General features: G+C 68.9%; 18 protein-coding genes. 12 read left to right on the top strand and 6 right to left on the bottom strand.

Going from position 1 to position 18,181, the window contains the following annotated elements:
• The first annotated feature begins 19 nt into the window (after positions 1 to 19).
• The 10 genes from ACSVDD_RS18425 (at position 20) to ACSVDD_RS18470 (ending at position 8,717) form a co-directional block, all read left to right on the top strand.
• Positions 20 to 487: a DoxX family protein gene (locus ACSVDD_RS18425; protein WP_448190838.1), complete on the top strand. Its 468-nt coding sequence runs from the start codon at positions 20 to 22 to the stop codon at positions 485 to 487.
• Positions 488 to 548: 61 nt separating this feature from the next.
• Entirely contained in the window at positions 549 to 2,360 is a 1,812-nt protein-coding gene (locus ACSVDD_RS18430; protein WP_448190839.1) for a methanol/ethanol family PQQ-dependent dehydrogenase, read from the top strand.
• Positions 2,335 to 3,135 (top strand): substrate-binding domain-containing protein, encoded by an 801-nt coding sequence (locus tag ACSVDD_RS18435; RefSeq protein ID WP_448190840.1) that lies wholly within the window; start codon positions 2,335 to 2,337, stop codon positions 3,133 to 3,135. The genes ACSVDD_RS18430 and ACSVDD_RS18435 overlap by 26 nt, the downstream gene beginning before the upstream one ends.
• A 14-nt stretch (positions 3,136 to 3,149) precedes the next feature.
• Positions 3,150 to 3,704, top strand: a complete 555-nt coding sequence (locus ACSVDD_RS18440; RefSeq protein ID WP_448190841.1) for a c-type cytochrome — start codon at positions 3,150 to 3,152, stop codon at positions 3,702 to 3,704.
• Positions 3,701 to 4,675, top strand: a complete 975-nt coding sequence (gene coxB / locus ACSVDD_RS18445; protein ID WP_448190842.1) for a cytochrome c oxidase subunit II — start codon at positions 3,701 to 3,703, stop codon at positions 4,673 to 4,675. The genes ACSVDD_RS18440 and coxB overlap by 4 nt, the downstream gene beginning before the upstream one ends.
• A complete protein-coding gene (ctaD, locus tag ACSVDD_RS18450; RefSeq protein ID WP_448190843.1) occupies positions 4,672 to 6,591 on the top strand; it encodes a cytochrome c oxidase subunit I in 1,920 nt (639 codons plus the stop codon). Before coxB ends, ctaD begins: the two co-directional genes overlap by 4 nt.
• A complete protein-coding gene (locus ACSVDD_RS18455; protein WP_448190844.1) occupies positions 6,591 to 7,199 on the top strand; it encodes a cytochrome c oxidase subunit 3 in 609 nt (202 codons plus the stop codon). The genes ctaD and ACSVDD_RS18455 overlap by 1 nt, the downstream gene beginning before the upstream one ends.
• A gap of 9 nt (positions 7,200 to 7,208) precedes the next feature.
• The gene (locus ACSVDD_RS18460) at positions 7,209 to 7,538 is read left to right on the top strand and encodes a hypothetical protein (protein WP_448190845.1); all 330 of its coding nucleotides are present in this window, start codon (positions 7,209 to 7,211) and stop codon (positions 7,536 to 7,538) included.
• A complete protein-coding gene (locus ACSVDD_RS18465) occupies positions 7,535 to 8,302 on the top strand; it encodes a cytochrome c oxidase assembly protein (RefSeq protein WP_448190846.1) in 768 nt (255 codons plus the stop codon). Before ACSVDD_RS18460 ends, ACSVDD_RS18465 begins: the two co-directional genes overlap by 4 nt.
• Entirely contained in the window at positions 8,295 to 8,717 is a 423-nt protein-coding gene (locus tag ACSVDD_RS18470) for a c-type cytochrome (protein WP_448190847.1), read from the top strand. Before ACSVDD_RS18465 ends, ACSVDD_RS18470 begins: the two co-directional genes overlap by 8 nt.
• Here the strand turns inward: ACSVDD_RS18470 and ACSVDD_RS18475 are convergent.
• From ACSVDD_RS18475 to pflB, 3 genes are read right to left on the bottom strand one after another with little or no spacing between them, the layout of a single operon-like run.
• On the bottom strand, positions 8,702 to 9,577 hold the full coding sequence (locus ACSVDD_RS18475) for a formate/nitrite transporter family protein (RefSeq protein WP_448190848.1): 876 nt from the start codon (positions 9,575 to 9,577) through the stop codon (positions 8,702 to 8,704). The genes ACSVDD_RS18470 and ACSVDD_RS18475 overlap by 16 nt on opposite strands.
• 16 nt (positions 9,578 to 9,593) lie before the next feature.
• Positions 9,594 to 10,364, bottom strand: coding sequence for a pyruvate formate-lyase-activating protein (gene pflA, locus ACSVDD_RS18480; protein ID WP_448190849.1), 771 nt, complete (start codon positions 10,362 to 10,364; stop codon positions 9,594 to 9,596).
• On the bottom strand, positions 10,351 to 12,642 hold the full coding sequence (gene pflB / locus ACSVDD_RS18485; RefSeq protein WP_448190850.1) for a formate C-acetyltransferase: 2,292 nt from the start codon (positions 12,640 to 12,642) through the stop codon (positions 10,351 to 10,353). The genes pflA and pflB overlap by 14 nt, the downstream gene beginning before the upstream one ends.
• On the opposite strand from pflB, the gene ACSVDD_RS18490 reads away from it, so the two are divergent.
• Both ACSVDD_RS18490 and ACSVDD_RS18495 read left to right on the top strand, forming a co-directional pair.
• Positions 12,632 to 12,811: a hypothetical protein gene (locus ACSVDD_RS18490; RefSeq protein ID WP_448190851.1), complete on the top strand. Its 180-nt coding sequence runs from the start codon at positions 12,632 to 12,634 to the stop codon at positions 12,809 to 12,811. The genes pflB and ACSVDD_RS18490 overlap by 11 nt on opposite strands.
• 200 nt (positions 12,812 to 13,011) lie before the next feature.
• Positions 13,012 to 14,196 carry a cyclic nucleotide-binding domain-containing protein gene (locus tag ACSVDD_RS18495; protein ID WP_448190852.1) on the top strand — a complete coding sequence of 395 codons (1,185 nt, stop codon included), beginning with the start codon at positions 13,012 to 13,014 and terminating at the stop codon, positions 14,194 to 14,196.
• A 3-nt stretch (positions 14,197 to 14,199) separates the two neighbouring features.
• Here the strand turns inward: ACSVDD_RS18495 and dctP are convergent, their stop codons facing one another.
• The 3 genes from dctP to ACSVDD_RS18510 all read right to left on the bottom strand — a co-directional run bounded on the left by dctP (position 14,200) and on the right by ACSVDD_RS18510 (position 18,137).
• Positions 14,200 to 15,258 carry a TRAP transporter substrate-binding protein DctP gene (gene dctP, locus ACSVDD_RS18500; protein ID WP_448190853.1) on the bottom strand — a complete coding sequence of 353 codons (1,059 nt, stop codon included), beginning with the start codon at positions 15,256 to 15,258 and terminating at the stop codon, positions 14,200 to 14,202.
• A gap of 4 nt (positions 15,259 to 15,262) precedes the next feature.
• A complete protein-coding gene (locus tag ACSVDD_RS18505) occupies positions 15,263 to 17,416 on the bottom strand; it encodes an adenylate/guanylate cyclase domain-containing protein (protein WP_448190854.1) in 2,154 nt (717 codons plus the stop codon).
• 394 nt (positions 17,417 to 17,810) lie between these two features.
• Positions 17,811 to 18,137: a c-type cytochrome gene (locus ACSVDD_RS18510; RefSeq protein ID WP_448190855.1), complete on the bottom strand. Its 327-nt coding sequence runs from the start codon at positions 18,135 to 18,137 to the stop codon at positions 17,811 to 17,813.
• Positions 18,138 to 18,181: the final 44 nt, after the last annotated feature.

An 18,181-nucleotide genomic window follows, 5' to 3' on the forward strand; every position in this document is an offset into this window, starting at 1 on the left:
AAATCCTTGCGAGGGGCTCATGGCAACGTACGGCAGCCGGTCCTCCGACACGGCATCCTGGGACCACCGGGCCGGCACGGGGTGGCAGGACTCCGTCCTCCTCCTCGCCCGCTTGCTGATCGGCGCGATCTTCGTTCAAAGCGGCTTCGGCAAGCTCACCGGGCTCGCCGCGTTCACCGCGTCGATGGAAGGCATGGGGGTGCCCATGGCCTCGGTGACGGCGCCGGTCGGCGCCTGTGTCGAGTTCTTCGGCGGCCTCGCCATCGTGCTGGGGGCATGGACGTGGCTGGCGGCCATCCTGGTGGCCGGCTTCACGGTGGTGGCGAGCTTCATCGCCCACCGCTTCTGGGACGCGCCGGCCGACCAACGGATGATGCAGAACATCCAGTTCATGAAGAACGTCGCCATCGTCGGCGGCCTGCTGGCGCTGGTCGCGGCCGGACCGGGGCGCTTCAGCCTCGACGGGTTCATGCGTCGTCAGAGGTAGGAACCTCCCCAGCCAAGGCACCGTTAGTGCGGAAAACCTCTCTGCCACGAAGGTTTGCCGCATGGAGCGCCGCCCCGCCTTCGTCGTCGCCGGACTGATCGGGATCTGGCTCGGCTGCCTGACGGCGCCGCTCGCCGCGCAGGACAAGGCGACGGTCCCCGCGTTCGTGCCGCAGGAGGAGGACGGGTCCTGGCCCATGCCGGCCAAGAACACCGCCGCGACGCGATTCTCCGGGCTCGACCAGATCAACGCCGGCACGGTGAAAGACCTTCAGGTCGCCTTCACCTTCTCCATGGGCGTGCTGCGCGGGCAGGAGGCGGCGCCGGTCTACGTGGACGGCACGCTGTACGTCGTCTCGCCTTTCCCCAACGTCGTCTACGCGCTGGACATGACCAAGCCCGGCGCGCCGGTGAAGTGGCAGTACGATCCGCACCCGTCGTCCTCGGCGCAGGGGGTGGCGTGCTGCGACACGGTGAACCGCGGGGTGGCCTTCGCCGAGGGCAAGATCGTCTTCAACACGCTGGACGGCCACACCATCGCCCTCGATGCCGGGACCGGCAAGGAGCTGTGGAAGGTCAAGCTCGCCGACATCAACAAGGGCGAGACCATGACCATGGCGCCCCTGGTGGTGAAGGGGAAGGTGCTGGTCGGCAACTCAGGCGGCGAGTTCGGCGTGCGCGGCTGGCTGACCGCGGTGGACCTGAACAGCGGGAGCACCGTCTGGCGCGCCTACTCGACCGGGCCGGATTCGGACGTGCTGATCGGCGCCGACTTTAAGCCCTTCTACGAGAAGGACAAGGGCAAGGATCTGGGCGTCAGCACGTGGCCGCCCGACGCCTGGAAGATCGGCGGCGGCACGGTGTGGGGCTGGATCAGCTACGATCCCGAGTTGAACCTCGTCTACTACGGCAGCGCCAACCCCGGCCCGTGGAACGCCGAGCAGCGGCCCGGCGACAACAAGTGGACGGCCACCGTCTTCGCCCGCGATCCCGAGACCGGCCAAGCCCACTGGGCCTATCAGTACAGCCCGCACGATGTGTCCGACTACGACGGCGTCAACGAGCACATCCTGCTCGACCTGCCGTGGAATGGGCAGGTCCGCAAAGTGCTTATGCACCCGGACCGCAACGGCTATCTCTACACCATCGACCGCGCGACCGGCGAGGTGCTGGCCGCCGATGCCTTCGTGCACGTCAACTCCAGCACCGGCGTCGATCTGACGACCGGGCGCATCGCCTACAACCCGGAAAAGCACCCGGTCATGGGCAAGGTGATCCGCGACGTCTGCCCGACCGCACCCGGTGCCAAGGATTGGCAACCCTCGTCCTTCTCGCCGCTCACCGGGCTTTTGTACATCCCGCACCAGAACATGTGCATGGACTGGGAGGCGGTGGAGGTGAACTACATCGCCGGCACGCCCTACGTCGGCGCCAACGTGCGGCAGAAGGCCGGCCCCGGCGGCAACCGCGGCCTGTTCACCGCCTGGGATCCCATCGCCCGCAAGCCCGCGTGGCAGATCAAGGAGGACTTCCCGGTGTGGAGCGGTGCGCTCTCCACCGCCGGGGGCGTGGTGTTCTACGGGACGCTGGAGGGCTGGTTCAAGGCGGTGGACGCCAGGACCGGCGAGTTGCTGTGGCAGTTCAAGACCGGCTCCGGGATCATCGGCCAGCCCACGAGCTTCAAGGGGCCGGACGGGCGGCAGTACGTGGCGATCCTGTCCGGCGTGGGGGGCTGGGCCGGGGCCATCGTGGCCGGCGGCCTCGACCCGCGCGACGGCACCGGGGCGCTGGGCATGGTCAACGCCATGCGCGACTTGAAGGAGAAGACCACCAAGGGAGGCACGCTCTATGTCTTCGCGCTGCCGTCCCATTAGGCTGGCCGCCGCACTGCTGACGCTGGCCGCCCCGGCGCACGCCGACGAACTGCGCGTCTGCGCCGACCCCAACAATTTGCCCTTCTCCAACGACCGCGGCGAGGGATTCGAGAACCGCATCGTCGAGTTGCTGGCCGCCGACCTGCACGTGCCCGTGCGCTACACGTGGTGGGCGCAGCGCCGGGGCTTCGTGCGCAACACGCTGAAGGCGGGGCTGTGCGACGTTCTCGCCGGGGTGCCCTCGGGCTTCGAGATGGTGTCCGCCACCCGGCCCTACTACCGCTCCAGCTACGTCTTCGTCAGCCGCGCCGACCGCGGGCTGGACGTGGCGTCATTCAACGACCCGCGGCTGCGCGAGGTGCGCGTCGGCGTGCAGATGATCGGCAACGACGCCACCAACACGCCCCCCGCCCACGCGCTGAGCCGCCGGGGCATCGTCGACAACGTCGCCGGCTACACGGTCTACGGCGACTACGCCCAGCCCAACCCGCCGGCCCGCATCGTCGCCGCGGTGGCGTCGGGCGAGGTGGACGTGGCGGTGGTGTGGGGGCCCCTGGCCGGCTACTTCGCCAAGCGCCAGCCGGTGCCGCTGACCATCACGCCGGTGAGCCCGCAGTTCGAGCCGCCGCTGCCCATGGTGTTCGACATCGCCATGGGTGTCCGGCGCGGCGACGAGGACATGAAGCATCGGCTGAACGAGGCGCTGGAGCGCAACCGCGCCGCCGTGGACGCCATCCTGGCGGAGTACGGCGTCCCCCGCCTCGACGGCCCATAGGGAGGAGACCCGCGATGTCCGCCCGCGTGCTGATCCTGTGCGGCCTGATGGCGCTGGCGGTGGCCGGCTGCCGGCGCGAGGAGCGCGAGACCACTCCGCGCCCGGCCGGCGAGCAGGGTCCGGGCAAGGTGGTGCTGAGCGACCTGTACCCCGGCGGGGCTCCGCCGCCCAACGGCAGCCACCGGCGGTACGAGGAGAACGCCTACCACATGAACGAGGGCAAGCGGCTGTTCAGCTGGTTCAACTGCAACGGCTGCCACGCGCAGGGCGGCGGCGGCATCGGTCCGCCGCTGATGGACGAAAAGTGGATCTACGGGTCCGAGCCGGAAAACATCTACGCCACCATCGTCGAGGGCCGTCCCAACGGCATGCCGTCGTTCCGCGGCCGCATCCCCGACCAGCAGGTCTGGCAGTTGGTGGCCTATGTCCGCTCGCTGTCGGGGCAGGCGCCGAAGGACGCGGCTCCGTCGCGTGACGACCACATGAACGCCAAGCCGTCCGAACAGCAGACTCCGGGACAGACGCCGCAGAACTCGGGCCTGCCGACCGCTTCGGAACGCCGGGAATGAACGAGCCGACCATCCCCTTCGCGCAATCCGCGCTGCACGTCGCCGGCCCGCAGGCGGCCCGCATCGAGGCGCTGTGGTGGCTGATGCTCGGCGTCAGCGCCGCGGTGTTCGCGCTGGTGATGGTCGCGCTGCTGATCGCCATTCTCCGTCGCCGCCGGCCCATCGCAGAGCCGATGCCGCGGCCCGAGCCGGAGCGCGAGCGCGGCATCGGCCGCGTGGTCGGCGGTGCCGTGGGGGTGACCGCGCTGACGCTGTTCCTGCTGATCGCCGCCAGCTACGTCACCGACAAGGGCCTGGACGCGCTGGCGCACGACGAGGAGGTCTCCATCGAGGTGACCGGGCACCAGTGGTGGTGGCAGGTGCGCTATCACGGCCAGCCGGAGAGCCGCGGCTTCGACACCGCCAACGAGATCCATATCCCCGTGGGCGCCACTGTCAAACTGACACTGAAATCCACCGACGTGATCCACAGCTTCTGGGCGCCGTCGCTGCACGGCAAGCAGGACTTGATCCCCGGCCAGGACAACGTGCTCTACCTGCGCGCCGACAAGCCGGGCATCTTCCGCGGCCAGTGCGCGGAATTCTGCGGCGCCCAGCACGCCAAGATGGCTTTCGAGGTGGTGGCCGAGGACCGGGAGGATTTCACCCACTGGTGGGACGCCCAACTCGCCCCGGCCGCCCAGCCCGCCGACGAGGCGCAGGTCCGCGGGCTCGCGGTGTTCCTCGCCGGCCCCTGCATCATGTGCCACCGCATCGGCGGCACCGACGCGGGCGGGCGCACCGCCCCCGACCTGACGCACGTCGGCAGCCGCCGCACGCTGGCGGCCGGCATGCTGCCCAACGAGCGCGGCTTCCTCGCCGCCTGGATCGCCGATCCGCAAGGCATCAAGCCCGGCAACCACATGCCCGCGACGGGCCTGGAGCCGCAGGATCTCCAGGCCGTGGTGAGCTATCTGGAGAGCCTGAAATGAGCCCGCGTGACGATGGCCCGCGCGATGGCCAGATGGACCAGCTGGCGACCGAGCGGGCGCTGGAGCGCGCCTGGGCGACACCGCCGGGCCTGTGGGGCTGGTTCACCACGGTGGACCACAAGATGGTCGGCCGGCGCTACGTCGTGACCGCCTTCGTCTTCTTCCTGCTGGCGGGCCTGAGCGCCGTGGCGATGCGGGTGCAGTTGGCGCGGCCGGACAGCGATCTGATCGGGCCGGACAAGTACAACCAGCTCTTCACCATGCACGGCACGACGATGATGTTCCTCTTCGCCGTGCCGGTGATGGAGGCGATGGCGGTCTATCTGGTCCCGCTGATGGTCGGGACGCGCAACATCGCCTTCCCGCGCCTGAACGCCTTCAGTTACTGGGTGTACCTGTTCGGCGGGGCGATGATCTGGATCGCCTTCATGCTGAACGTCGGCGCCGACACCGGCTGGTTCAGCTATGTGCCGCTGTCGGGGCCGGGGTACTCGCCGGGCAAGCGCGTCGATCTGTGGGCGCAGATGATCACCTTCACCGAGGTCGCGGCGCTGGCCGTGTCAGTCGAGCTGATCGTCACCATCCTGAAGATGCGCGCACCGGGCATGTCGCTGAACCGCATCCCGCTGTTCTGCTGGTCGATGCTGGTGACCTCCTTCATGGTGCTGTTCGCCATGCCGGCGGTGATGCTGGCGTCCACGTATCTCATCATGGACCGGCTGGTCAGCACGCAGTTCTACAACCCGGCCGAGGGCGGCTCGCCGCTGTTGTGGCAGCACCTGTTCTGGTTCTTCGGCCACCCGGAGGTCTACATCATCTTCCTGCCGGCGCTGGGCATGGTGTCGAGCATCGTCGCCACCTTCGCCCGCCGGCCGGTGTTCGGGCATCTGCCCATGGTGCTGTCGCTGGTGGCGACGGGGTTCCTCGGCTTCGGGCTGTGGGTCCACCACATGTTCGCCACAGGCCTGCCACGGCTCGGCGACAGCCTGTTCACCGCCGCCAGCATGACCATCGCCATCCCATCGGGTGTGCAGATCTTCTGCTGGATCGCCACGCTGTGGGATGGGCGGCCGGTGTGGCGCACGCCGCTGCTGTTCGTGGCGGGCTTCGTCGTCATCTTCGTCATCGGTGGGCTGACCGGGGTGATGCTGGCCGCCGTGCCGTTGGACCTGCAAGTTACCGACAGCTACTTCGTGGTGGCGCACTTCCACTATGTGCTGATCGGCGGCGCGGTGTTCCCGCTGTTCGGCGGCGTCTACTACTGGTTTCCGAAGTTCACCGGGCGGCTGCTCAGCGAGCGGCTCGGGCGGTGGAACTTCTGGCTGTTCTTCGTCGGCTTCAACGTCGCCTTCTTCCCCATGCACCTCTTGGGCCTGTGGGGCATGCCGCGGCGTGTCTACACCTATCCCGGCGGCTTGGGCTGGGACCTCGGCAACCTGATCGCCAGCGCCGGCACCGCGCTGATCGTGCTGAGCGTGCTGGTGTTCCTGGCGAACATCGCGGTCAGCCTGAGGCGCGGCGCCGTCGCGGATGAGAACCCCTGGGACGCCTCGACGCTTGAGTGGGCGACGGGATCGCCGCCGCCGCCCTACAACTTCCGCCACATCCCCGTGGTGACCGGCCGCGAGCCGCTGTGGGAGGAGCGTTCGACGCTGCCCGTCGTCACCGGCCTGCGGGTAGACACGCGCGAGCTGCTGACCACCAGCGTCGTCGACGCCGAACCGGAGGTGCGCGAGCCCTCGCCCTCCCCGTCCATCTGGCCGCTGGTGTCCGCCATCGCGTTGACCGGGCTGTTCATCGGCTCGGTGTTCACGCCGTGGGCGGTGGTGTGGGGGGCGATTCCGCTGACCCTGGCGCTGATCGGCTGGTTCTGGCCCAAGGGCAGCGTCGGACACCGCGACCCGCTGGAGGAATGATGACCCCACGCTTCGTCGAGGACGTCTCCGACCTGCCGACCAACGGATTCGGCACCCGCAGCATCCCCTGGTGGGGCACGCTGGGCTTCATCGCCATCGAGGGCATGGGCTTCGTGCTGGCGGTCGCCACCTACTTCTATCTGGCTGTGGCCGGTGGAGAATCACGCTGGCCGCCAGGGCAGAATCCGCCGGCCCTATGGGCTTCGAGCCTGTTCACGATGCTGCTGCTGGCCAGCCTGTGGCCCAACCTGTGGACCAAGACGAAGGGCGAGGACCAGGACCTCCGCGGCTCGCGCATCGGGCTGGTGATCATGCTGGTGGCCGGGCTGGTGCTGATCGGCGTGCGCGTCCTGGAGTGGGGCACGCTGAACTGCCGCTGGGACGACAGCGCCTACGGCTCCATCGTCTGGACGCTCTTGGGGCTGCACACGCTGCATCTGGTCACCGACGTCGGCGATACGGCGGTGCTGACCGCGCTGATGTTCACCCGGCACGCGCACGGCCGGCGCTTCAGCGACGTGGCCGAGAACTCCGTCTACTGGAACTTCGTCGTGGCCGGCTGGCTGCCGCTCTACGTCGTGCTCTACGTCGTGCCGCGGTGGATGTAGGAGGGTGCCATGGCAACCGTTCGTCCGCGCAGGGAGGTCGGCTCCGCCTGGGCGGGCATCGCCGCCGGACCAGCCGCGTGGTTCCTCGACCAGCAGGTGACCTACGCGCTGGCGCCGTGGGCGTGCGCCGGGTACCGCTGGGCGATCCCGGTGGTGGGCGCCGTGTGCGCCCTGATCGCGCTGGCGGGAGCCGGCGTGTCGTGGCGGGCGCACGGCAGCGCCGCCAGCAACGACCGGCGCTTCGTCGGCGGCATGGGGATGTGGATCGCCGTGCTGTTCCTCGTCGCCATCGCCGGCCAGACCCTGGCCGCCTTCGTCTTCACGGGGTGCGAGCGATGAGCGAGCCGTGGGTGCTGCTGCCGCTGCTGCTGTCGGGCGGGCTGTACGCCGCCGGGGTGGCGCGGCTGTGGGGCTCGGTGGGCGCCGGGCGCGGCATCCGGCCGATGCAGGCGCTTTGTTTTGCAGCCGGGTGGCTGACGCTCGCCGCGGCGCTGGTGTCGCCGCTGCACGAGGCCGGCGGCGCTTCCTTCACCGCGCACATGGTGGAGCACGAGCTGCTTATGGTCGTGGCCGCACCGCTGCTGGTCGTGTCTCGGCCGGTCGGCGCGTTCCTGTGGGCGTTCCCGCGCGGCGCCCGGCCGGGCCTGGTGGGTGGCTTCCGCACCCCGCCGGTCCGCGCCGCGTGGCGGGCGCTGTGCGATCCGGTCGTCGCCACGGTGCTGCACGGGGCGGCGCTGTGGGCGTGGCATCTGCCGGCGGCGTTCGACGCGGCGCTGGACGGCGAGGCGCTGCACAGCCTCCAGCACGCCAGCTTCCTGGTCTCCGCGCTATTCTTCTGGTGGGCGATGCGCGAGCAAGGCGGCGGGCTGGCGGTGCTGTGCCTGTTCGCCACCTCGGTGCACGGGACGCTGTTGGGCGCCTTGCTCACGGTGGCGCCAAGGCCGCTGTACGCCTACGCCGGGCCGCTGGCCGACCAGCAGATGGCCGGGCTCATCATGTGGGTGCCGGCCGGCATGGCCTACGCCGGGGCCGGGCTGGCGCTGTGCGGGCGGTGGATCGCCCGGTCCGGCCGCCCCACCAACCGGAGGGCACGCCATGCCTGACACCACCCGCCATATGGCCGTCCTCGGCCTCATCGCCGCCGTCAGCGCGGCCTGCGTCGCCGCCTTGTTCGCCTTCCAGGTGCACGGCATCGTCGACAGCGGCGAGATCGAGGCGCGCGCCCGGGAGATCACCGGCGGCGACCCGTCCTCCGGCCGCACGGCGATCAAGCAGCGCGGCTGCGGCGGCTGCCACGAGATCCCCGGTGTGCAAGGCGCGTCGGGCACGGTCGGCCCGTCGCTGAAGGGGATCGCCCGGCGCGGCTACATCGCCGGGGTGCTGCCCAACAGCGGCGACAATCTGGTGCAGTGGATCCTCGACCCGCCGGGCGTCGATCCCAAGACCGTCATGCCCAAGACCACCAGCGACGAGCAGGAAGCCCGTCACATCGCGGCCTATCTCTACACGCTGGAGTGACGCACCCGCCGGTAGATGAACCAGTAGACCGCGCCGACGAGCACTGCGCCGCCGATCCAGTTGCCCAGCGTCACCGCGCCTAGGTTGAGCAGGAAGTGGCCGGCGTCGATGGGCGGGGAACTCCGCCCCAGATCGGCCCAGAAGCTGTTCGGCGCTCCCCATTGGATGAGCAGGCCGAGCGGCACAAAGTACATGTTGGCCACGCAGTGCTCGAACCCGGCGGCGACGAAGGCGCTGACCGGCGGCACGATGGCGAGGATCTTGTCGCCGACGCTGCGGGCGCCCAGCGCCAGCCACACCGCCAGACAGACCAGCACGTTGCACAAAATGCCCAGGAAGAACGCTTGCATCACCGGCAGCCCGCTCTTGGCGGTGGCGAAGTACAAGGCCTGCGCGCCCACCGCTCCATGCCCAAAGGTGTACTGCCCGGACAGGAACACCAGCAGCGCCGTGCCCAGCGCGCCGACGAAGTTGCCGAGCCACACCAGCGTCCACACCCGCATCATCGCGCGCGCCGTCAGCCGGCCGCTGGCCCAGGCCATCACCAGCAGCGCGTCGCCGGTGAACAGCTGCGCGCCGCCGACGATCACCAGCACCAGCCCCAGCGAGAACACCAACCCGCCCAAGAGGCGCGTGACGCCGTAGGGCAGCATGCCCTCGGCCCCCGACATGACGACGGTGGCGAACAGCCCGCCCAGCGCCACGAAGGCGCCGGCCAGCACCGCCAGAGCGAACAGCGTGGCCGTGTCGGTGTGCGCCTTCTTGACGCCGAGGTCCTCGGCGGCAAGGGCGATGGCGTCGGGCAGCCGCGCATCGAGGGTTATGGGCGCCTCGAAGCCCGGCAGGCGATGTGTGTCCATGATCGGGGAACTCCGCTCACACGGCGCGCAGGCCGTGCGCCTGGAAAAGGTCGCGCACCCGCCCGGTCAGCTCGGCCGAGGGGGGCTGCGTGTCGGTCAGTTGGTAGGGCAAGCCAAGCTCGCGCCACTTGAACGCGGCCATCTGGTGAAAGGGCAGCACGTCCACCCGCTCGACCACGCCCAGCCCGGCGGCGAACTCGGCCAGACCGTCGATTTCCTTCAAATCGTCGGTGAGGCCGGGCACCAGCACGTAGCGCAGCCAGATCGGCTTGCCCATGAGGGAAAGGCGTTCGGCGAACTCCAGCGTCGGGCGCAGCGGCACACTGGTCACCGTGCGGTAGGTGGCCTCCTTGAACGCCTTGATGTCCAACAGAACCAAGTCGATGTCGGCCAGCAGATGGTCGTCGGCGTGGCTGCCCAGAAAGCCCGAGGTATCCAGTGCCGTGTGCAGCCCCAACTCCCTGGCGCTGCGGAAGATGGACGCGCAGAACTCCGGCTGCACCAACGGCTCGCCGCCGCTGATCGTCAGCCCGCCCTTGGCCCGTTGCAGGAAGTCGGCGTAGCCCGCCAACTCCGCGACGATCTCGGCCGAGGAGGTCCGCGTGCCGTCGTGCATGTGCCGGGTGTCGGGGTTGTGGCAGTACTGGCAGCGCAACGGGCAGCCGGACAGGAACAGCACGTAGCGGATGCCGGGGCCGTCCGCCGTGCCGCCGGTCTCGATGGAATGAACCCAGCCCTGGACCGCCCCAGAAGGGGCGGTCGCAGGAGATGTGCTAATGCATGACATGGAAGGTCCGTGAGATGACGTCGAGCTGCTGCTCGCGCGTCAGCTTGACGAAGTTCACCGCGTAGCCGGACACGCGGATGGTGAGCTGCGGGTACAGTTCCGGGTGATCCATGGCGTGCAGCAGGGTCTCGCGGTCGAAGACGTTGACGTTCATGTGGTGGCCGCCCTGGGCGAAATAGCCGTCCAGCATGCCGGTCAGGTTCGCCACCCGCTCGCCCCCGGTCGGCCCCAGCGCGCTGGGCACGACGGTGAAGGTGTAGGAGATGCCGTCCTGCGCGTGGGCATACGGCAGCTTCGCCACGCTCGCCATCGAGGCGATGGCGCCCTTGCTGTCGCGCCCGTGCATCGGGTTGGCGCCCGGTGCGAAGGGCTGGCCGGCCTTGCGCCCGTCCGGCGTCGCGCCGGTCTTCTTGCCGTAGACGACGTTCGAGGTGATGGTCAGCACCGATTGCGTGGGCAGCGCGTTGCGGTAGGTCTTCTGCTTGCGCAGCGCCGCCATGAAGGTCTCGACCACCCACACCGCGATCTGGTCCACCCGCGCGTCGTTGTTGCCGAACGCCGGGTACTCGCCCTCGATCACGAAGTCGGTCGCCAGCCCGCGCTCGTCGCGCACCACCGTCACGGTGGCGTGCTTGATGGCCGACAGGCTGTCGGCGACCACCGACAGCCCGGCGATGCCGCAGGCCATGGTGCGCAGCACGTCGCGGTCGTGCAGCGCCATCTCCAGGCGCTCGTACATGTACTTGTCGTGCATGTAGTGGATGGCGTTCAGCGTGTTCATGTACGCCTTGGCCAGCCATTCCATCATCGGCTGGAACCTCGCCATCACCTCGTCATAGCGGAGCGTGTCCGCGGTGATCGGCTGGTAGGCCGGGCCGATCTGCTCGCCCGAGATCTCGTCGCGGCCGCCGTTGAGGGCGTACAGCAGCGTCTTGGCGAGGTTGGCGCGGGCGCCGAAGAACTGCATCTGCTTGCCGATCCGCATGGCCGAGACGCAGCACGCGATGCCGTAGTCGTCGCCCCAGTACGGCCGCATCAGGTCGTCGTTCTCGTACTGCACCGAGCAGGTCTTGATCGAGGTCGCGGCGCAGAACGCCTTGAAGCCCTCCGGCAGTCGCTCCGACCACAGCACGGTCAGGTTCGGCTCCGGCGCCGGGCCGAGGTTGTTGAGCGTGTTGAGCACGCGGAAGGAGCTTTTGGTGACCAGCGGACGGCCGTCCAGCGCCATGCCGCCGATGCACTCGGTGACCCAGGTCGGATCGCCGGAGAACAGTTGGTCGTACTCGGGCGTGCGCAGGAAGCGCACCAGGCGCAGCTTGATGACGAACTGGTCGATCAGCGCCTGGGCCTCCACCTCGCACAGCGTGCCCTCGCGCAGGTCGCGCTCGATGAAGATGTCGAGGAAGCTGGAGACGCGGCCCAGCGACATGGCGGCACCGTTGGCCTCCTTCACCGCGGCGAGGTAGGCAAGATACGTCCACTGCACCGCCTCGCGCGCGGTGACGGCCGGGCGCGTCACGTCGAAGCCGTAGCTGGCCGCCATGCGGACGAGTTCGTCCAGCGCGCGGAGCTGCTCGTTGATCTCCTCGCGCAGGCGCAGCGTGTCCTCGTCCATGCCGTCGAGGGCGAGGGAGGTGAGTTGGGCCTGCTTGTCCGCGATCAGGCGGCCGACGCCATAGAGCGCCACGCGGCGGTAGTCGCCGATGATGCGGCCGCGGCCGTAGGCGTCCGGCAGGCCGGTGATGACGCCGGACTTGCGGCAGCGCAGCATCTCGTCGGTGTAGACGTCGAAGACGCCGTCGTTGTGGGTCTTGCGCAGCTTGGGGAACACCTCTTCAAGCTTCGGCGAGGGGGTGTAGCCGTAGGCCTCCAGGCCGTTCTTGACCATGCGCCAGCCGCCGGTCGGCATGATGGCGCGCTTGAGCGGCTTGTCGGTTTGCAGGCCGACGATCAGTTCGAGGTCTTTGTCGATGTAGCCCGGCGCGTGCGCGACGATGGAGGAGAACACCTCGGTGTCGGCGTCGAGCACGCCGCCCTTGGCCGCGCGCTCCTGGCCCAGCAGGCCGGTGACCTTGTCCCACAGCGCCTTGGTCTTGCCGGTCGGGCCGGCGAGGAAGGCGGCGTCGCCCTCGTAGGGGCGAATGTTGCGGACGATGAAGTCGCGGACATTGATCTCACGCTGCCACGCGCCGGATGCAAAGCCGCGCCAGGGCAGAATGGCCGGCCGCTGGGCGTCGTCCAAGGTTTCCGAAACACGGACGGTGGTGATGGCGTTCATCGTGGCTGGTCCTTTTGCATCTTCTGGCTGGGAAGCCGGGGCAGGTGTCGTCCGCCAGTTCCAGCCTCACGATACCCGGCTCGGCGGGCGGATTGGCCGCGATTGCCGGGAGCGGCGGGATACGGCTGCGAGCGGCGGCCTGTGGGGCATGAGCGGCGCGGCGGTGTGATGGCGAAATGCGCTTGGTCGGTGTCCAAGGCGGCACCATGGGCGCTCGCGCGCGTTCGCGGGGGTGCAAAAAAAGGGCCCCGCCTGGAGCGTGGCCGCCGCCGATCAGCGGACAATCGACCGATTGCAATCCAATACGATCTGTTCGTACGCCTGAAGTCTGATATGGTGACTACCCATGTCTGTCATTGCGACCTGAGAATGCGGTCACTCGGTTCCCTGCTCTCCAACGTGCGCCTGTTCGCCACCTTCACACCGAAGGAGCGCGAGATGCTTGCCGAGCGCGGGCACATACAGGACGCTCCGGCCGGAACCATGCTGATCACCGAGGGGGCGAAGGCCGACGCCATGTTCGCCCTGCTGAGCGGTTCCGTGCGGGTGCTCCGGCGGGAGGCCAGCGGGCGCAACGTCGTCATCGCGACGCTCAACGCCGGAGAATGCTTCGGTGAAATGGCTCTGCTGGACGGCGGCGAGCGCTCGGCGTCGATCATCACGGCCGAGCCGTGCAGCTATTTCACGGTGTACCGCGACGACTTCTGGGAACTGCTGGCACCCTCGCCGCTCCTCCTGCGCAAGCTGCTGGCCGAACTCAGCCTGAAGATGCGCGACACCTCCCGGCGCCTCGCGCATGCCGAACTGGAAGCGCGCATGCAGGCCGCCGAAGCGGAGCTGCGGCGGCACCGAGCCATCACCCACACGGTGACCGGGCTCGCGCACGAGATGAACACGCCGCTCGGCGTCTGCGTGACGCTGACCAGCCTCATGGAAGGCTGGCTGGAGAGCGCGCCGGCCGAGGTCGCCGCCCAGTTGCAGGAGCCGCTGGCGATGATCCGCGACAACCTCGACAGCGCGGTTTCGCTGATGCAGGCGTTCAACGCCCTGGCGGCCGACCACCACGCCGACCCGCTGGAGACCGTCGACCTGCGGGAGCTGATCGAGCACACCAGCAGCCTCTTCGCGCTGGAGCAGAAGGAACACCGGCTGTCGGTCTCGGTCGACGGCCTGCCGTCGCCATGGCGCGGTTACAGCGCCCCGCTCCAGCGGGTCATCGTGGAACTCCTGTCGAACGCCGCCGCGCACGCCTACCCGGCGGACGGTGGACCGGTGGAGATCCGGCTCACCGCCGACCGGCTTCACGACCAGCCGGTCTACCGGGTGTCGGTCCGCGACCGCGGAGCCGGCATCGCGCCCGGCTGCCACTCCAAGCTCATCGACCCGTTCTTCACCACGGCGCGGGGCAGCGGCCACAAGGGTCTGGGGCTCACCATCGCCTACAACGCGGTGACCGGCCCGCTCGGCGGGACGCTCACCGTGGAGTCCGAACCGGGCGTCGGTACCCTTGTGACGCTGGTGATCCCGGCGCTGTCCCCGCCAGCGGCGAGCTGATCGTCACTGCGCATCCTTCGCCGCGGCGAAGAACGCTTCCATCAGCCGCACCCCCTCGTCGCCGAAGGTAGCGGCGATGTAGTCGGTCACCTTCGGCTGAGCGGCCGCCTTGAAGGCGCGGCGCTGCTCCGCGGTCAGCGCGTGGACCTGCATGCGCCGCTCCAGGGCCGGCAGGCCGCGCTCGGAGGTCTCGATGCGCCGGGCGAGGTCGCGGCCCGCGGCGATGGCCTCGCGCCCGGCTCGCTCCACCGCCGCGCGCTCATCCGGGGCGAGCTCTTCGAAAAAGCGCTTGCCGACGACCCAGACGTAGGGCGCGTAGGCGTGGTTGGTCAGCGTAAGGTGCGTCTGCACCTCGTCGTAGCGCCGGGCGAGGATCACCGGCACGGAATTCATCTGACCGTCGATGATCCCGGCGTTCAGCGAGGTGAACTCCTCGCGCGACGACACGCGGACGGGGGTGGCGCCGAGGCTGGTGATCATTGTGTCCAGCACAGCGAAGCCGGGAATCGTGCGGATCTTCAGGCCCTTCAAGTCGTCCGGCGAGCGGATCGGCCGCTTCGAATTGGTCAGCACGAAGAAGCCGCCGGCATCGCCGAAGCCCAGGACGTGAAAGCCGGTCCGCCGGCCGATGTCCTCGGCGAGGCGCTGCCCGAACGGGCCGTCGAAGACCGCGTAAGCGGCGGCGGGGGTGTCGATGGCGAAGGGGATCTGAGCGACGGCGATGAGCGGATAGAAGGGGGCGATTCCGCCGACGGTGACGATAGCGGATTGGATGACGCCCTTCTCGACCAGCTTGGCCATGTCGCGGTTGCCGCCGAGTTGGCCGTCGGCGAAGATTTCCACGGACAGGGACCCGCCGGTCGCCGCCTCCAGCGCCGTCTTGAAGGTCTGGGCCATGGCGGCAGCGGGATCGTTGGCGGGATCTTGCCGTTGGGCGTGCGCCAGGACGATCTGCCGCCCGGCGGCCATGGCAGCCTCGGGGGCGGCCAGACCGAACACGGCGACGAACACGACAAGGGCCGCAAACAGCGGGTGCCGGACGCGGCGGCGACGAACGGTCATGGCGTTATTTCCGTTGGATGCGGAACGCGCCGTCCCAATCGGGCGGCGGCGGCTCGGCGATGTAGCCCCGGCAACGGGCGAGGAGCAACGCACAGACCGGATCGCCCGGCCAGCGCGCCTCGAAGGCGAGGAAGCCGTCGACCGCCGACGCCCACTCCCGCCGGCGGAACACGGCGAAGGCCTCTTCCCAGACCCGGCAACGCTCCACATCCTCCCACGCGGCAGCATCGAGGGCACTATCATACCCGACCGCCCCAATCAGTTCGAACAGCGACACCGGAGCCGTCGTGCCGTAGGGGATGACCACATCGACCGGCCGGAACAGGAAGCGTCCGCGCGTCGCCTCCTCGACGGCGCCGCTGACCAGCAGTTGCGTGCCGTACTGCTTGTTCAGGCTTTCGATCCGCGCCGCCAGATTCACCGTGGCGCCCAGCGCCGTGTACTGCATACGGTCGCGCGACCCGACGTTGCCGGCCACGGCAGTGCCGGTGTGCAGCCCGAACCGGGTGACGAAGGGCGCGATGCCCTCGGCGGCCATCTCCGCGTTGAGCGCCGCGCCCGCCGCACGGCCGGCCAGCATGCCCAGGCAACCGCAGGCGACGTGGTCGGCCTGCAACGCCGGGGCGTTCCATAGCGCCATGATCGCGTCGCCCATGAACTTGTCGGTCGTGCCGCCGGTCGCGTGCACCACCCCCGACATGGCCTCGAAGTAATGCGAGAGCCGCTCCAGCAGGGTTTCGGGGTCCAGCGCCTCGGCGCTGGAGGCGAAGCCCTCGATGTCGGTGAACATCACCGTCAGCGGCCGGCGCTCGCCGCCGACGTCGGTGCCCACGCCGGACTCGATGATGCTTTTCACCAGGGCCTTGGGCACATAGGCGCCGAAGCTGCGCAGCGCCGTCTTCATGGTCTCCGCGGCGCCGACCAGCGCGTCGATCTCGGTGATGCGGGACTGGATGCCCGCCACCCCCTCCAGGTCGAGGTGCCGGATTCGCTCGGTTTCTTCGATCAGCTCGTGGATCGGCCGTGTCAGCAGCCGCGACAGCCAGACGATGGCGACCGTGGCCATGGCGATGAAGGCGGCGCCGATCAGGACGATGAGCAGGCTGGCCTGCCGCAACGGACCGACGAAGTCGGATTCGGCGGCGACGGCGCCGATGACCCAGTTCTTGCCGAAGGTCTCCGGGAAGGGCGTGAAGGAGACCAGATGCATGTCGCCGCCCTCGCCCAGGCGCGCCCGAAAGCGCTGGCCGGCGCCGGCGTTCCGTTGGCGGACGGCGTCGGCGACCACGCGGTCGGCGACCTCCTCCCCCTTGACCACGGTGACCGCGTTGCCGTTCTGCCTGGCTATCAGGTCGATGCGGGGATGGCCGATCAGGCGCCCGTCCTCGTCGAGGATGAAGACCACACCCGAGCGCCCGACCTTCCGGCTGGCGAGGAAGTGGGCCAGCGCGTCGAGCGACAGGTCGGCGCCGACCACGCCCAGGCGCTCGCCGTCGTCGGTGGTCAACTGCTTGGACAGCGTCAGCCCCGGCCGGCCGGTGCCCGAGAAGATGTAGACGCCCGAATTGGCGATCCCGGCAGTGCGCGACGCGGCGTCGTACCACGGACGCTTGCGCGGGTCGTATTGGACGGCCCCGCGCTCGACCCCAACCACGTCGCTCCATTTGGCGAGGTAGATGTAGCTGTCCGCCATCGCGCCGGACGAGGCATCCAGCCGCCGCAGCGAGAACCGCGCGCCTTCGGGCGGAGGCCGGCCATGCGGGCCGAACGCCTTGATTCCCGGCGGCAGCCGGGCCGCCTGGAGGAACGCGCCGTCGCGGGCCATGCCGAAATAGATGCTGTACAGGTCGGGAACCTGATCCAGCACCTCGACCAGGGAACGCATAGCCTGCGGCTCCCGCAAATCCTCGCCCTGGGACTTGCCGTAGGCCACCGTCATGTCCACGGCGCGGGCGATGGGGCCGAGCAGCGCCTGGACGGCGGCGACGACGTCCTCGGTGGCACGGTCCATGGCGGCTTCCGCCATGTCGTAGGCAAGTGCGGAGTTCTGACGATACAGGATGCCGACCATGCCGGAGGTCAGCGGCAGCATGACGATCAGGAACACAACGGCGATGCCGACGCGCAGCCTCATGCGGGAGATGGAAGGCTTCGCCAAGCGATGCTCCTTTGCCGGTCGCGCGGCCTAGAAAAACGACCCGGAACAAAGCGCCCGCAGGCCTGTGCCTGATCCCCCAATGCCTATACGGTAAAAGGGCTTTCGCTGTCTACCGCTCCGCGTGCCCGCCGGGCTGCGGCAAAAAAGGCCGGTGCGAGACGAACCCGGCAGCGTTCGGATGTAACGCTATGAAACGCTATGAAACGCGTTTCGATGGAGTGTTGCATCCATTCAGCGGCGGATGAGACGGGGAGAGACGCTATAAGACACGTTTTTGCCGAACGTCTCGTTCGCTCGGCGCCGTGCGGGCGCACCTCGCCATCGAGGAATTCCATCCTAGAAAAAACAACCAGCAAGAGCAAGCGCGACAATCGTCACCCGGCGCGTCGGTCGATTAAGGTGGCTTCACCTCGACCTGGATGGAGCTGTAGTAGGATGCGAGATCGCCGATGTCCTGGTCGCTCAACGACGGCGCCACCAGGGACATCATTTCGTTCTTGCGCGCGCCCGATCGGTAATCCATCAGCGCTTTCGTAAGGTACAGTTCCTGCTGTCCGGCCAGGTTCGGCGCTTGCGGGATTTTCGCAACCCCGTCCAATCCATGGCAGGTCTGGCATTGCGCGGCCTTCTGCTTTCCCGCCTGCGCGTCGCCGGCCTGGGCGCTTGCTGGAAAGCTTGCCAGAACAAGCAGGATCGCCGCCGCCTGTCGCACGTCTGGCATCCCTGTCCCTCCCGGCCGGCCGCCCCGGTCGGGGCGGTCGGCCA

The organism is Azospirillum terrae (assembly GCF_053470425.1).